Below are 16,407 nucleotides of genomic sequence, written 5' to 3'. Positions count from 1 at the left end.
TTTTAACTCTAACTTTTGGGGTGCAGCACCAAAACTTATTTTCTGTAGCCTTTTTTTACATTTGTGTGATTGTTATATTTCTTTATCGGCTAGCAATACTGCATGGAGCATGGTATTGGCTGCCTTTTCAATGTCTTCAGGAAGACTGAGTTCCTCTGGGCTGTGGCTTTTTCCATTTATGCTTTTGACAAAAATCATTGCGGCTTTTGTTATGCCAGCTAAGTGTGTCGCATCATGACCGGCCATACTTGCAAATGTTGTGTATGGAATATTTAGTGAATGAGCTGCATGTTGTAAATAACGAACTATTTCAGAATCGAAAGTACATTCTTGCTGATCTAATATATTTGTATATTTGACGATTACTTTTCGTGACTCTTGTATTCTATTAAATTCTTTGTATATAGCTTCCTTGATATCAAATCTCTCTTCTCTGCTTGCTGATCGAATTTCTAGAATAAACTCTACCCGGCCCGGAATGATATTAGCGGCATTTGGAAATACATTCAGCTTGCCAACAGTAGCGACAGCATCTGTATTAAAGCTCCTTGTCACTATTTCTACTGCAAGAACCATTTCACTTGCAGCTGTTAGGGCATCCATTCGGTCCAACATCATCGTTGTTCCTGAGTGATTGGCTTCACCTGACACCTGAATATGATCCCGATAAATCCCGACAATCTGATTAACAATGCCAATAGATAAGTTTTGCTTTTCTAGACGTTTGCCTTGTTCAATATGAAGTTCGATATAGGCAGCCAAATCGTCTCTCTTAATCTCCGAAATTCCATCTAAGTCTCCACCCGCTTTTTTCACAGCTTCGGAGAGCTTAAAGCTCGTTGAATCACTCGTATTCATGAGCTGAGAATGTGTCAGTTTGCCAGTGAGCGCCCGGCTGCCCATCGTAGATAAATTAAAATCATTTGGTTCTTCTGCAGTAAAAGAGACAATTTCTAAATGGTGGTTAAGCTTAATATGATTCTCCAGCAGCGTTTGAACGATTTCCTTAGCAACAAGAACTCCAAGAGCTCCGTCAAATTCCCCGCCATTTGGCACCGTATCTAAATGTGAGCCGATGACGATCGTGGATGCATCCTCCCTTTCACAAGGCAGTTTACCCCAAATATTGGCGATCGCATCAACATGTACCTCCAGGCCCATCTTTTCCAGCTCATTCATAAAAATTTCCCTTACTTCATAATCCCCATGGGAAAAGCTTGGTCTTGTAATCCCTTCTCCAAGTACCTGTCCAAATTGTGCATAGTATTCAATTTCCTGCATTAATCGCTTTATATTAATTTTCATAATAACCCCATCCTCGATTAAGAAATTAAGTCCATATTCAGTTCAATCCCTAAACCAGGTCCATCCGACACTACTAACTTTCCATCCTTCACCAAATCTCTAGCTGCAATGGATGTAATATCATGCGTATGAATATAAGCACCCAAGATAAAATCATTATGTCTGCTTATAACTGGGGTACTTGCCGCAACATGCATACTTGCCATAATGCCAATTCCAAGCTCTAAATTACTACCGATGGCACAGCTTATACCGGATGCTTCCACAATAGCTGCGATTTTTTTCGATTGATAAAAGCCCCCAACTTTACAAGTTTTTAAGTTGACGATATCTGCACATCCGTATTCAATCGCAAATAAAGCCTCCTCCGCACTGAATACGGTTTCATCAATCATAATTGGCGTTTCAACGACTTCTCTAATTCTTTTCAACCCTTTTAAATCTGATTTTTTAACAGGCTGCTCCACAGATTCAAGCTCACCAGTCGTCTCCAGCTCCCTAATCACATAAATTGCATCCGTAACACTATAACCTTGATTGGCATCTAATCGAATTCCTACGTCCCTCTTCGATTCGTCAACCGCTTTACGAATGAGCTGCACTAATTCGATATCTCTTTTTCTATCCATCCCGACCTTAACTTTAATGACAGAAAATCCCTCAGCAATTTTTTGCAGCGCTTCTTCATATGCACTTTGATGATCCTTCATCCCAACCACATAAGCTAAAGGAATTTCGTCTCGATATTTTCCGCCAACTAATTCGTAGACTGGCTGCTCAACTGTTCTACCCCATGCATCATGAATTGCAATATCAATGGCCGACTTGGCTGCACTTTGCCCATAAATAGCAGCATTCATTCCTTCATGAATTATGCTTAATTGGTTAATTTGTTTCCCAATGACTGCGGGTGCTAAGTATAAATCATTCACTAATTTGATTGTCTCTGCTGTCTCCCCCATAAATGCAGGGGATGGAGATGCTTCTCCATAACCATGGATTCCGTCTTCTGTAATGACTTCAACAATGGCATGCTTTCGTGTTTTCGCTGCATAAAGAGATATTTTCCATTCCATTTCTAAGGGTACTTCGACGACATAGGTGTTTACCTTTGCAATTTTACTTAACACGATTTCTTCATCTCCCTAAATAAGTTGATACAGCTTTCGCGGCCTGCCTTGCTGATAAGGCTTCTCTTCTCCAGTCACTTTAATTAATTTTCACCTTGCTATCGATGAAATCGCCTTTCTAATATTGACTTCATTAGGAGTATTGATGCTTGATTTTATTCATAACAATCTTAACAGTTTATTACGCTACTCTCGTTTGCTCTACGACTTTTCAAAACCAGTTCATGCTAAAATTTTTATCCAACACATACAAAAAATAGAAACTAATCTTACAGTGTTATTTGGTAACATCACCATGATCATTCCTAAAATGAAAGTGCCTACAATGGTAGCAATTAAAATAGAGACAAAGGAATTCAATTTTCACAAAACTAAACGACAAACAAAATTAAGGGACAAATCTCCATAACATGGATTCAGTAAACATAACAGACCACCAACATTATTATTAACGAAAATATTAATGGCGACGTCTGCAACTATAATAAAAGGTTTTTTTTGAAAATTGTCAATGTTTTTTCAGATGTTTTTCTGTATGTCGGAGGTATGTATTTATAAAGGATGCGAAGCTGTAACATTATTGGGAAGAAGCTTATAGTTTTTCCAAAAGAGAGTTTTCAAATCTTAAGATGCACCAACGAAGTCTCTTAACTTCATAGGAGGAATGAGATCCCTTTCTTCCTACCCACACCCCCTTTCAGCATGAAGAATACAATACAGCAAACATGCTTGGAGGGGAGTGATATTATTTATGCGAAATAGAACTAAGCTTGGGAAGATATTTGTTTCTCTACTTGTTGCTACCATTTTGACTTCTTGCCAAAAATCCTCACAGAGTAATACAGAACCCCAACCACCGCCGAAAAGGAATACACAAGAACAATCTATTATCTATTGGGGTGTAGATTCAGCCGATAAAGTGGACCAAGCATTTCTAGGCTGCATTACTGAAAATTTCGGGGAACCTAAGGCGTTTGGAAGATATTTAGGCTCCAAGGAGGGGGTTTCAGCAGGTATAACAACAGAAGAGGCGCAGTTTCTTCATGAAAAAGCAATAAAAATCATGGTTATTTACAATCATTTCACAGATGCAACTAAGCTGGAAAATGGAGAAGCTGAAGCAAAAGCAGCAATTGCTCTTGCCCAAGAACTCGGTATCCCTGAGGGTGTAGCTATTTTTGCTGATATTGAACCTAACTATCCAGTAGATGCGGAATTTATTCAAGAATGGGTCCACACGCTTCAATCTTCTCCATACAAACCTGGAATTTATGGAGTTTTTACTAGTGATAGCAATAATACCTCAGCGTATAATAAAGCAATTGAAACGAATAAAAGCATCCAAAACGAAACGATCATCTGGAGCAGCAATCCCGTAATTGGAGTGACCCAGAAAGGAAAGGCCCCTGCCTATAAACCTAATGCTCCTGAAACGATAGACGTCCAAATTTGGCAATATGGAATTGATGGCCAATCATGTAATATTGACACAAATTTGATTAAATCAGAAGCATTGGAGTTTCATTGGGGACATGGGGACGGTTCTCGTGTCCCTTAATGTGAATGGGACGGAGGGACGGTTCTTGTGTCCCTTAGTATACTCGGGACAATGAACCCGTCCCTGCGTCCCAGCATACAAAACACCGCAGTCTATAGTGACTGCGGTGAATGACATTGATAAGCAACAAAAGGACAGCATACGAGTATGAATATTAGTTCTCGTTACACTAATTTATTCTCCGTTACTCTTACTCTTTTCCTTCTTCTCTAATTCCTCTTTTAATTTCTCATAGCCCGGCTTACCCAACAGTGCAAACATATTCCGCTTATAATCTTCCACACCAGGCTGATCAAACGGATTGACGCCAAGCAAGTAACCGCTCATTGCACAGGCTTTCATAAAGAAGTAGACAAGGTAGCCAAATGTATAAGGAGACATGTCCGGAATACTAATGACTAGATTAGGAACCCCTCCATCCACATGGGCAATGGCGGCTCCTTTGGATGCTTGTTTATTAACGAAATCAATAGATTGGCCTGCTAGGTAATTTAGATTATCTAAATTCTCATCATCTAAATCTATACTTAGATCCTTGTCAACGTTTTCAACATAAAGGACTGTTTCAAATAGATTCCGTTCGCCGTCCTGAATAAGCTGACCAAATGAATGCAAGTCAGTCGAAAAATTAGCGGATGCAGGGAAAATGCCTTTTCCATCCTTCCCTTCACTTTCACCGAATAATTGCTTCCACCATTCAGCAAAATTAGACATAGATGGGTGGTAGTTTGCTAGGATTTCGATCTTTTTCCCTTTGCTGTATAAGAGATTTCGAATAGCAGCATATAAATAAGCAGGATTATTCAATAAATTGGGTGATTGCAGTTCTTCCCTTGCTTTAGCAGCCCCTAGCATCATTTTATTAATATCGATACCGCTTACGGCAATTGGCAGTAGCCCTACTGCCGTTAGAACCGAATAACGGCCACCAACATCATCAGGAATCACAAAAGTTTCATAATCTTCCTGATCAGCAAGTGTTTTTAACGCTCCCTTTTCTTTATCAGTTGTTGCGTATATTCGTTTTCGTGCCTCTTCTACCCCATATTTTTCTTCGATGAACTTTCGGAAAAGGCGGAAAGCGATCGCGGGCTCGGTTGTTGTACCCGACTTTGATATAACATTAAGAGAAATATCTTTTCCTTCTAACAAATCCAATAAGTCATAGATATAAGTTGGGCTCACATTGTTCCCTACAAAATATATTTGAGGTGCACCTCTTTTTTCTTTAGGGAGAGAGTTATAGAAACTATGGTTTAACATATCAATAGCTGCTCTAGACCCTAAATACGATCCGCCAATGCCAATCACAACGAGGGCATCTGAGTTCATCTTTATCTTTTCTGCTGTATGAAGAATACGTTGAAATTCTTCTTTATTGTAATGGATCGGCCAATCCAACCAACCTAAATATTCATTGCCCAATCCTGTTTTCTCATGAATCACGTCATGTAATTCCTTTACTTTCGTTGCAAGACAGTCTAGCTCTTGACGCTGAAAAAACGATTGTGCATTTGAATAGTCAAATTTAATATAAGATGACAACAAAAAACACATCCTATTCTTTTATATTCAATTCATTCTATCATAAATCCCCATGCACTATTTAGTAAAAAACAGGAAATTCTATTATCCGGAATTGGGAAGTAAGTACGAAATATGGAATATACAAACTCAACCAACTCATTCAAGGATGGATAAACTACTTTAAAATTGGAGACATAAAGAAATACTCTAATGACACACATATAAGGTGTAGATTAAGAGCGTGTCGATGGAAAGAGTGGAAAAAGGTTAAAACGAAATATCAAAACCTTATATTGAGGAAATACTATGCTATACCAGCTACGCATAGTAAAATGACAACAAGTGAAATAAGTACAATTTCCATTGATTTTTTATTTTTGCTGTTTGTTACCCTCTTACATACTTCTACAAATTTTATCATATCTTGTGCTTTTCAGACATAGGTCTCCTCATTTTTCCACAGACAACAATAAACACAATGAAGTTGGAACACGCGTTACAAATTCAAACAATTTCTTGAAAAGGTTAATAATGCGAAACAAAAAGCGATTTAACCGCTCAATTAAACAAGGAATCCGAAGTAATTCTTGCAAACTCAAAAAGTGCAGAAACTGTACAAGTTAGTCTAGAGAACTGCGGTTTCGATTAAACTTCTTATAACAAAATTACTTGAGATTCACGTAAGGCTGCGCTATTGCTGCTGATGTAATTAAAAATCGTGACAAAGGCTTCAACAAAGCATCAAGGGCAAAAGCATTAGAAAATAGGATATTTTACAAGTCGCACAAAAACTCTCCCCTAATGGATAAAAGGCAGGAAATGAAGCACTAAATGTTACATTAGATCCAAGCAGTTCTTCCATAGTTGTATCAGTAGTTGGTATGGTTAATCTCAGTAATAGTAGATACAGCAAAACAACACCGTCGGGAATCTGACGGAATAATTTTTTCACCCGACCCATTACATATTTCACCTTCTACTTACAATAAGCTTCCGATTATGCCTCACTTTCTTGAAGGCTGGATAAAAAATGTTTTTAATATATTTTTGCATTACTTCTTTGCCTTCAAAAGATAAATTTTGAAACCTTTCGCAATTATCATAGCTTCCATTTCTTAAATAATATCTTCCTATAAAGATGGTATCTTCCTTACTCAACAAATGCTTATTTTCTTGAAAAAGGTCATTATGTTTAACTCCTAGATCCTTAGCTATCTCATTTACTGTCTTTTTTCTGATTACAAGAAACCCAAAGTTGATTGTTTTCCCCAGTAAAAATAGTAACCCCCAAATAACAGCAATCCCTGCAATAATATACGGAATGGCCTTTAAGAATAGAAGTAAAAGACCAGCTAGTGCTACTACACCGGTAAATAAAGCTGAAACCAATGGTACAAAAAAAACTATTATTAGAATCAAAATAATAATTGGCATACACAAACTCCTCTTTTGTTGATTTTCAAGATTACGGTATTAAGATAATAAACAGAAAATGGCCAAAAATTATATCGTCCAATTACCTTTATTCTTAATATGTTATAAAGAAAAGTAGAGGTGATAGCATTCTCATATTTTTATCTAAATAAACCGCTTAGAAGTCTACATTTTAATACCATACTAAATAAGTGCCTAACCAAAAATACTCCAGCAAACAGCCTTTTTTCAGGACCGAGGAAGAGTGCTACAGACTGCAATACTTTTAACCAATTTGAGCAAGCGAGAAATTTTCTATGATGGAATAGTCTTATTGGGTTTGCTACGAAGGGGCCGGGTGTTTGCAGTGCAAATATTGGAACGATTTTAAAAGCGATTCATAAGGTACAACGGCAAGAATCTCCCACCTTCACTTTCAAAAGGAAGATTGTGAAAGCTACGAAACTTGCCATTTTGACTGTCCATGAAACAAAAAAGAAGAAAGTTTCACAGTCCAGCAATCATTACGTGTTCAATCGTTTCCCAACAGTGAACCACCTGAAAAAATTGACCCCACTTAATTAAACTAGCCACCAATAAAAAACGTAATGTGAACACGATGTGTCGCAATCATACTTAAACAAGTGATAATGTGCCTGAAGTCTTTGTTCAAGTGATGAAGTACCTTTTCCCTTGGGCTACCATAATCGTGAAAACGAAAAGGAGGAGCACTTCCTATCTCCATCCATTTCTTTAAGCTGCTGATTAGAAAAATGTAAAAGGCCAAGGGGACAAAACCCATGGCCTACTACTACGTCACTCTCAACTAATAATTCCTGAAACTTTATTTTGATGAACTTGGTTTTCCTGCTGATATATCTCCGAATATATTTATTACTTCCATTTGGATGAGTAAACTTTTTAGATATATAATCCTCGGTCCTAAATGTATTCAAAACTCCACGAACGGCAGCAGACGCCATTTTCGATCTCGGAAGGAAGCAAGGAAACTGTCCCTAAGCCTCCCTAAAAGCCCGCTTATTAAACCTTAAATTTATTTACAAGCACTTGCAGATCTTCTGCCATTGTAGATAATGAAGCAGAGGTAGTAGATATTTCTTCCATTGACGCCAGCTGTTCTTCAGAGGCGGACGCAACATTTTGTGTGTTGGAGGCTGATGTTCTTGCAATATTAGCCATTTCCTCAATGGATGCATTTACTTCTTCTACACTCGCTGCAATTTCCTCTGATGCAGCTGAAACCTCTTGGATTTGGGATGCTACCTGTTCAATGGAGCCAAGGATATTTTGAATTCCCTGACCTGTTTCTTGAACGATTCCCATACCAACTTCTACTTCTTCCGTTCCTTTGTCCATCACCTTCACGGCATTGTTTGTCTCTTCTTGTATTTGTTCAATTAAGTGCGCTATTTGATCTGCCGATGTCTTAGATTGTTCAGCTAAGTTTCTCACTTCATCAGCAACAACTGCAAACCCTCTCCCGTGTTCACCCGCACGAGCAGCTTCAATGGCGGCATTAAGAGCTAATAGATTAGTTTGATCTGCTATTCCTGTGATCATTTCAATAATTTGCCCAATCTCTTTGGAGTGTTCTCCTAAACGATTAACGACAGCTGCAGAATCCTCTACTGAGACATTAATTTTACCCATTTGCTGAATAATCTTTTGAATAGATTCGTAGCCTAATCTCGCTTCTTTACTAGTTTCCAAAGCAGCCTCTGAAACAGATGTTGTGGTCTCTGCAACCTGTTGAATACTAACAGTCATTTGTTGCATTGCTTTTGAACTTTCGGTTGCTCCTTGTTCTTGCGATTCGGCACCAATTGATATTTCATTAATCGATGATGCTACCTGATTGGTTGCTAGTGTCGTTTGTTCAGCACTTGCAGATAACTGTTCAGATGATGCAGCAATTTGCTCCGATGTTAAACCAATTTGACGAATCATTACACGTAAATTATTGATCATTTTATTAAATGAATTGGCCAATTCTCCGATTTCATCTTTAGATGTTACAATAAGCTCTTTTGTAAGGTCTCCCTCTCCTTCAGCGATATCCTTTAATTGCGCGTTAATAGTACGAATAGGACGTACAATATTTCTGGAGAATATAACACTAATAATAATAGCAAATAAACCGGATAAAGCTAAAACAGTCCCAAATGTTACTAGCACCGTTAGGATTGTGTCATCGATAGCTTTGATAGGAGGTCCTACTAACCACATCCCGATAACCTGCCCGTTTTTATCTTTAATCGGCTCATACATAGTCAAATGCTTTGTCCCTACAATATCAGCTTCACCTAAATAGGTTTGCCCTGTTTTCAGAACAATATCTGCAACTTTCGGATCAGCCTTTGTTCCAATTGTCCTTTGCCCATCTTTTTTCACATTTGTTGCAACTCTAGTATCTCCTTGAAAAATAGTAGCTGCACCATTGGTAATTTCCCCTATTGCATCTACTACTTCATTATTATCGTTTATTTTTACATCTCCTTTATATAATTCACCATTCTTAATAGACCAATCACCTTTATACCTTTCGTTTATCAAGCTACTTCCAAGTTTTGATACAATCTTTACCCTGCCTTCAAAAGCACCCATCATTGCATTTTCTACTTGGTACTTAGCTACTAAACTAATAACGATAGATAATGAAATAATGATCCCAACAATCAATAGATTTAATTTCGTTCCGATTTTAAAATGAGAAAGTTTCATAAGTTAACGTGGCTCCTGATTAAATTTTTTTAGATTTACAGGTGTTCTTATAGGTAAAACAATTTCAATTATCATTCTTTGATTAGCATCACTATCAAAGTGAATCGTTCCCCCATGCTCCTGAATGATTTTGTGGCAAATCATGATGCCTAATCCCGTTTCTTTATCTTGTGTTATGCAATACGGCTCATACATTGTTATCATTTGATCATTTGAAATGTTACAACCTTGATGCACTAAACGAATTTTTATATATTCTGTACCATCATTAGCTGCCTGAATAATAATCGTGCCACCATTTTTCATTGACTGGACAGATTGTCGAAGAATGTTAATTAATACCCGTTTAATCTGATTATCGTCACAATAGATGAGTGGTAATTTAGGGTCTATAAGCTGGACAATTTCAATATTTTTTAGAATGGATTGTGAACTAATTAAGGGGATGACTTGTTCTATCAGTACTTTTATGTCTGTTACCAATGTTTTACCCGCTTGCGGCTTGGCAAAAGTCAAAAACTCTTTAATTATTTTTTCGATGTCCGTAATCTCAGATAACATAAGATCAATATAGGAAGATGTCTTTAATTCTTGTTGCATTATCTGAAGAAATCCTTTTACCGATGTAAGAGGGTTTCTAATCTCATGAGCGATGCCTGCTGCTAATTGTCCAGCAACAGATAATGTTTCCGTTTTTCGTATGAATTCTTCTTCTTTCTTTCTATCCGAAATATCGCGACTAACCAGAACCACATATTCTACTTCCCCATCTTTTCCAATTACGGGATTAAATTGTGTTTCTACATAAAGCCATTGACCATTTGAATGTCTAATTCGAAATTCCATTATACTTGTCGATTTACTTTTTACGATTTGAATGAACTTTTCCCCAATATTAGGGAGATCATCTTGGTGTACCCAGCTATACTCTTGATTTTTGATATCAGGAATGAACCCTAATACTTTTTGATGAGATGGAGATGCATATGTAACTCGGCCATTAGGATCACAGACACTAACCAAATCCGTCATATTTTCTGTTATGAGACGATAATTAGACTCAGTCTGTTCCAAGGCTTCCTTGATCTGTTTCATTTCTGTAATATCAACACATGAACCAATCACTTCAACAACTTGGCCTTCTCTTTTAATTGGCCGTAACGATACAATGCATTCAACTTTATTTACTTGGCACTCATAAGTGACATAATCCTCACCAGCCCAAGCCCTTTGGTAGCACCGTTGCTTGTTTTCAACTATGTAAGCAGGGAGAAATCCGCTTAATTCCTTCCCAATAACCTGTTCCGGTAGTAAGCCCATTCGATAGAGTAATTCACCATCGCATAATGTATGAATGAATTTTCCATTCTTCCTGATAAATTTGAATATCATTCCTTGCTGTTGTCTAACTGTTTCCGTTAACTCTTGACGGGCAAGCCGCAACTCTTCTTCCAACCATTTCTGAGCTGATAGTTCCTTCGATATTCCTTTTTTTGTTAAAACTTGTTCTATTTCACCATATTTTTGTACAATTTGATCTGGTGGTAAAGGTTTACTAAATAAATACCCTTGAGCCTCATTACATAGATTCCGCTGGAGGAAAACCAAATGGTCTTTTGATTCGACTCCTTCTGCAATCACTGTAAGCTTTAACTGGTGAGCCATCGCAATAATGGTTTTAACAATGGTTGCATCCTTCGTGTCTACCGTACAATTTCGAATAAATGATTGATCAATTTTTAATTTATTTATGGGAAGCTCTTTCAAATGAAGAAGAGAGCTATAGCCTGTCCCGAAATCATCTAGACTCACCTGGACCCCAATCCTTTTTAATTCCTTCAATACTTGGATGCCCCTTTGGATATCCATTAACATGCTTTCAGTTATCTCAAGTTCAAGATGTTCAGGAGAAAGACCGGTTTCTTCAAGAATTGCCTTTACCCTTTCAATTAAATCAGGTTGGTATAGCTGCCGAACCGAAAGATTTACCGAGATTACCGTAGAAGCAAGACCAGATTCCTGCCAAGCCTTATTTTGCAGACACGCAGTTCGTAGAACCCATTCTCCAATAGGTATGATCAATCCGGTTTCTTCTGCAAGGGGAATAAAATCAGCTGGTGAAATGACCCCTTTCTCTGGGTGAGTCCAACGAACCAATGTTTCTATGCCCATGATCTTCCCTGAGTTTAAGCTAATTTTGGGCTGATAATGCAAGAATAATTCATCCCGTTCAATAGCATTTCGCAGTTCTTTTTCAAGTTCTAACATTTTATAGTTATATTGACTTTGATCAGATTGACCTATTTGCATAACACATCGTACTCCCCAGCAACTAGTAGATAAAGAGAATCTTCAATCTATGTTTTTTCAATCCTCTACTGATATTAGTTGAAATTAGTGAATCGTAAAAAGTATTCCTGAAACAAGTCTTTTCCGTTAATTTACAATTGAGGCCCTGTACTCTTGTTATAATCTCATCCAAAGATTGAAATTCTCTACTGACAAATCAATTTTTGGAATATTGATTTCATATTGGTTATTTCTTAGAAAAAAAAGAAAGTTATTAACATCCTTAATTACTTGAACAAAAGAAATGATTTCAAAATTGATTGACAGATGATAGGAAATATAAGACTTCAATATTTTCTCATTTACAAAAGAAAAATAGTGAATGTCTGTATGTTTATATAGATACAGGCAGAATCTATCGAGCGATTGCTTGATCTCTTCCACCGTACATAAATTATTATTTCTCAATTGTCTAAGCAGTAAATCGTAGCGTGAATCTTTTCTTATTGAATCCAATTTCATCAAACCTTACTTTCTCTATTATTTTTAAAAAATATCCCCTTAATACTTTCTACCTTATATAACCAATTGTATAAATTAGTACATTGATCCTTTTCTAAATCTTAAACTTACTTATTGCCGTTTGAAGATCTTGGGCCATCGTACTTAATATTTCCGCTGAATTGGATATTCCCTCCATTGAAGCATATTGTTCTTCTACTGATGCAGCTACGTTTTGAGTATTTCCTGCAGACTGTTCAGCGATATTGGCTACATTCTCTACCATCTTAACCATATTCTGTGAACTTACATTTACTTGCTCTACTATGGCAGATACTTCTTGCGTTTCTGCAGTGATCTGTTCAACTGACTTTACAATGTCTTTAAAGGCGTTACCAGATTGATAGACCAGTTGTATACCCTCGTCAACGACAGCTGCTCCGTGTTTCATAGATTGAACAGCTTTCTCCGCCTCACTTTGGATCTCTTGAATAAGCCCCTGAATTTGTCCTGCTGCGACACCAGATTCTTCAGCTAACTTCCTTACCTCATCTGCGACCACCGCAAACCCTTTTCCATGCTCTCCTGCCCTCGCAGCTTCAATAGCAGCATTTAATGCTAAAAGGTTTGTCTGATCTGCGATTTGAGTGATCAATTCGACAATTTTACCAATTTCAATTGATTTATCACCAAGGATGTTAACTACCTCTTCAGTCTCATGAACTGATCTTTGAACAAGGTTTATTTGTTCAACTGTTTCGGTAACCACTTCATTTCCAGCGATAGCTTCAACATTCGCCTTATTCGTTAATTCTGCAACAGAATGAATAGAAGCTGCCGCCTGGTTCATGCCCCTTGAGATTTCTGAAACTGCAAGATTCGCTTCTGTTGCATTCGATACTTGTCTTTCCGAGCCTACTGCCACTTCTTGTATAGCGATCGAAATTTGTTCTATTGCTCCATTAGTCTGTTCCGCACTCGCAAACAACTCTTGTGAAGTAGCCGCTACTTGTTCAGCATCTTTACTTACTGAATGAATCAAGCCGCGAAGATTCTCCTTCATTTGGTTAAATGATTTTGCAAGATTTCCAATTTCATCTCGATTCTTTATACGAATATCTTCTTGCGTAAGATCTCCTGCAGCAATAGCCTTTGCGACATTTTCTATTAATAAAATGGGTTTAGTAATCATTCGAGTAAATACTATGCCAATGGCTACAGCCAATATAATAGAAATAATACTTAAGATAAGGACAGTGGAAATGATCGAATTAGCTAACTTGGAACTAGCTATACTTCCTTCACTCATAAGCTTTCTTTGCTCTAATGCAAGGCCGTCTGCTATATTACGGATATCCCTCGCTAAAGGAATTACTTCATCTGCAGCATATTTCTTTGCTTTCTCTGGACTACTTTCCATTAAAGTTATGACTTTCTCCGACATTTGCATAAAGTCGTTGTTCATGGACTCAAGCTGTTTTAGTTTATCTTTATGTTCTTGTTGATAAGCTATATCACTTGTAACTTTGATATCCTCATTAACAGCCGTAATAGATTCTACTAATATATCTGAAGCACCTTTTTCCTGTAATAAAACTCCTCTTAAGCTACTGATTTCTCTAGATGCATGGATTTGCATATTCATTGAATTGATGACAATCACTGCCCGCCGATCAACTAAATCTGAAAAAGACTTGTCTACCTTTTGAATATCGAGAAATGCTATGACACTAATTATTCCAAGTAATATGGCAATACTCAAAAAGCCAGCTAATAACTTCTTACCAATTGTAAATTTCAACGTAACTCACCCTTTTCACTTTATCTAGAGTTTGACTTTTCCAGTAAATATTCATTACACCCAACCCCTATTTATTAAAATGTAAGTCACCTCGCCATAATAGTCCTATCTTATTTTTTTCCATAAAAATAGCTGTCCCTTAAACAGAGCAGCCATGACTTTATCATACAAAGCTAATTGGCAACCTGGCGATCATGGTTTAATAGGTTCTTAAACGACAGACCCATGGCTTTGCGTCCTCATCTTTCAATGAGTTTGCCTTTATCTAATTTTAAATTCTAATTACCCATTACATTTTCACTATGTTAATAGTAAAAAACAAATATTGAATAGTCAACAAAATATTACAAAATATTATAATATATTACAATTTTCCACATTCTTCACCATTTGTATTTATATCCCTTTCCCTCTTTTATCATAACTTGTCGAATCTACAAGACATAAGAAAAAAGCCCTACTTCCAAAGTGAACTGCCCCCTGTCAAATAGACAGTGGAAATAATAAAAAGTGACTTAAGCGGCCTTAGCCCTATATTCCATTGGGCTGAGGCCGTTTAATCGTTTTTGTAGTCTTTCATTATTATAAAATTGTATGTACTCTTCAACTGTCTTAGAAAGTTCTTCAAAGGTATCGTATTTATGTAAATAATATTTCTCACATTTAATTGTTCCCCAAAAAGACTCCATAGGTCCATTATCAATACATCTACCGATACGAGACATGCTATGGGTCATCTTTGCTTTATCTATTATTCTCTTAAATCCATGTGAGGTATACTGGAATCCTCGATCACTATGTATTAGTGGATGGGTATCAGGTGAAGAAGCAATGGCTTGATTAAGAGTTTTAAATACTAGCTGATTATTATTAGAATGCCCGAGAACATAGCTGACGATTGATCCATCATATAGATCAAGAACCGCACTTAAATAAGCCTTTTTAGAAGGCCCATACTTGAATTCAGTCACATCCGTTACCCATTTTTCATTAGGCTTAGTTGCTGTAAATTCTCGATTTAATACATTTTCTGCGACATGTTGTGCTGTAGCGGATTTAAAGCGCTTTTTCTTCTGTCGAATAACCGATTTTAAACCAGCTAATTTCATAAGTCGATAAATTCGCTTTTGATTTAACCCTTGTTTCAGTTTTCTCCTCAAATTCATCGTTATACGGCGATAGCCATAGATTCCTTTTACTTTTTCATGAAGTACTTTTATCTCTTTTAGAATTTCTTTATTTTGTATCTCTCGAATGGAGGGAGTACGTTTTGCCCATTTATAATAGGCAGCTCTCGTTACCTGCGCGATATCACAGAGTAAGACAATAGAAAATCCCTCTTCAGTATGTAGAGTTTGAATGGCTAAATATTTATTTTCCCATCGTAATTGACTTAATACCGCCTCCTTTCTAGTTCCTCTAACTTTTTTAGGAACGCATTTTCCGCTCTTAATCTCTCATTCTCTCTTTCAAGCTTATTCATTTCGATTTTTATCTTTTCTTCGGGGGGCAGTTCTGTTTCCGTCTTGTTTCTTCCACGCTTGTCTTTAAGCGCTTCTTCGCCTACATCTTCATATTTCTTTACCCATTGATAAACTTGTTGATAAGAAACTTCATAAAACTCCGCAGTCTTCTGATAATTTTTATCATTGTCCAAACAATAATTTACAATTTGTATCCGTTCTTCCCAAGTGGTTTTTCTACCTTTAGTCATAGAGCTCGTCCTCCCTTTCGACGAATCAGTTAATTCCCTATGACCATTATAATGTTTAACCCATCTTCTCAATACGGATGTAGAAGAAATATCGTATTTTTTAACGATCTCTCGTATTGAATAATTCCCAGAGAGATAGTCTTTTATCGCCATTACTTTAAATTCTTTCGAGTATCCTTTCCATCCTTTAGATTTTTCTAGTCCCTGAAACCCATGTTGTTCGAATTTACGTTTCCAATCTAAAATCGTACTCCAGTTAACATTATACTTAGAGGAAATTTCATTTAATGAAAATTCCCCCTTTTCAAATGCCATTAAGATTTTATATTTTTCCTCATTAGAATATCTTTTATTGGACATAAAAAAACTCCCCTTAGGTAAACAGATTTTTATTTTTTAATCTGTCTACCTAATGGGGAGCATATCA

10 protein-coding genes and 1 riboswitch are annotated in these 16,407 nt (G+C 36.9%); of the genes, 2 read left to right on the top strand and 8 right to left on the bottom strand.

Going from position 1 to position 16,407, the window contains the following annotated elements:
- Positions 1-72: 72 nt before the first annotated feature.
- Together H0173_RS21815 and H0173_RS22590 are read right to left on the bottom strand one after the other, a co-directional pair.
- Entirely contained in the window at positions 73-1,305 is a 1,233-nt protein-coding gene (locus tag H0173_RS21815; RefSeq protein ID WP_221848902.1) for a M20 family metallo-hydrolase, read from the bottom strand.
- Between the two features lie 17 nt (positions 1,306-1,322).
- The gene (locus H0173_RS22590) at positions 1,323-2,435 is read right to left on the bottom strand and encodes a mandelate racemase/muconate lactonizing enzyme family protein (protein ID WP_221848901.1); all 1,113 of its coding nucleotides are present in this window, start codon (positions 2,433-2,435) and stop codon (positions 1,323-1,325) included.
- Between the two features lie 751 nt (positions 2,436-3,186).
- Here H0173_RS22590 and H0173_RS21805 point away from each other — a divergent pair.
- Positions 3,187-3,993, top strand: coding sequence for a glycoside hydrolase domain-containing protein (locus H0173_RS21805; protein WP_221848900.1), 807 nt, complete (start codon positions 3,187-3,189; stop codon positions 3,991-3,993).
- 174 nt (positions 3,994-4,167) lie between these two features.
- Here the strand turns inward: H0173_RS21805 and H0173_RS21800 are convergent, their stop codons facing one another.
- Complete coding sequence (locus H0173_RS21800; RefSeq protein WP_260631313.1) at positions 4,168-5,538, bottom strand: glucose-6-phosphate isomerase; 1,371 nt, start codon at positions 5,536-5,538, stop codon at positions 4,168-4,170.
- Between the two features lie 83 nt (positions 5,539-5,621).
- Between H0173_RS21800 and H0173_RS21795 the strand changes: the two genes are divergently transcribed.
- The gene (locus tag H0173_RS21795; protein ID WP_221848903.1) at positions 5,622-5,963 is read left to right on the top strand and encodes a group II intron maturase-specific domain-containing protein; all 342 of its coding nucleotides are present in this window, start codon (positions 5,622-5,624) and stop codon (positions 5,961-5,963) included.
- A 526-nt stretch (positions 5,964-6,489) separates the two neighbouring features.
- Here H0173_RS21795 and H0173_RS21790 read toward each other — a convergent pair.
- The 5 genes from H0173_RS21790 to H0173_RS21770 form a co-directional block, all read right to left on the bottom strand.
- The gene (locus H0173_RS21790) at positions 6,490-6,954 is read right to left on the bottom strand and encodes a hypothetical protein (RefSeq protein WP_221848898.1); all 465 of its coding nucleotides are present in this window, start codon (positions 6,952-6,954) and stop codon (positions 6,490-6,492) included.
- A gap of 1,020 nt (positions 6,955-7,974) precedes the next feature.
- Positions 7,975-9,675, bottom strand: coding sequence for a methyl-accepting chemotaxis protein (locus H0173_RS22925; RefSeq protein ID WP_221848897.1), 1,701 nt, complete (start codon positions 9,673-9,675; stop codon positions 7,975-7,977).
- 3 nt (positions 9,676-9,678) lie between these two features.
- Positions 9,679-11,985: an EAL domain-containing protein gene (locus tag H0173_RS21780; protein WP_221848896.1), complete on the bottom strand. Its 2,307-nt coding sequence runs from the start codon at positions 11,983-11,985 to the stop codon at positions 9,679-9,681.
- A 595-nt stretch (positions 11,986-12,580) separates the two neighbouring features.
- Positions 12,581-14,266 carry a methyl-accepting chemotaxis protein gene (locus H0173_RS21775; protein WP_221848895.1) on the bottom strand — a complete coding sequence of 562 codons (1,686 nt, stop codon included), beginning with the start codon at positions 14,264-14,266 and terminating at the stop codon, positions 12,581-12,583.
- A 176-nt stretch (positions 14,267-14,442) separates the two neighbouring features.
- Positions 14,443-14,536: riboswitch (cyclic di-GMP riboswitch) on the bottom strand.
- Between the two features lie 245 nt (positions 14,537-14,781).
- A protein-coding gene (locus H0173_RS21770; protein ID WP_221848894.1) for an IS3 family transposase occupies positions 14,782-16,340 on the bottom strand; the annotation gives its coding sequence in 2 pieces (ribosomal slippage) (positions 14,782-15,698 and positions 15,698-16,340; 1,560 coding nt in all).
- Positions 16,341-16,407: the final 67 nt, after the last annotated feature.

Source organism: Bacillus sp. S/N-304-OC-R1 (assembly GCF_019749375.1).
GTDB lineage: Bacteria > Bacillota > Bacilli > Bacillales > Cytobacillaceae > Cytobacillus.
Note: the sequence above shows the minus strand (reverse complement) of the source record. Positions and strands in the feature narration are given on the sequence as shown.

What these genes read in the sequence shown, in the direction of transcription:
- H0173_RS21805 (WP_221848900.1), top strand. Translation starts at nt 3,187, where the DNA reads ATGCGAAATAGAACTAAGCTTGGGAAGATATTTGTTTCTCTACTTGTT.
- H0173_RS21815 (WP_221848902.1), bottom strand. Translation starts at nt 1,305, where the DNA reads ATGAAAATTAATATAAAGCGATTAATGCAGGAAATTGAATACTATGCA.
- H0173_RS22925 (WP_221848897.1), bottom strand. Translation starts at nt 9,675, where the DNA reads ATGAAACTTTCTCATTTTAAAATCGGAACGAAATTAAATCTATTGATT.
- H0173_RS21790 (WP_221848898.1), bottom strand. Translation starts at nt 6,954, where the DNA reads ATGCCAATTATTATTTTGATTCTAATAATAGTTTTTTTTGTACCATTG.
- H0173_RS21780 (WP_221848896.1), bottom strand. Translation starts at nt 11,985, where the DNA reads ATGCAAATAGGTCAATCTGATCAAAGTCAATATAACTATAAAATGTTA.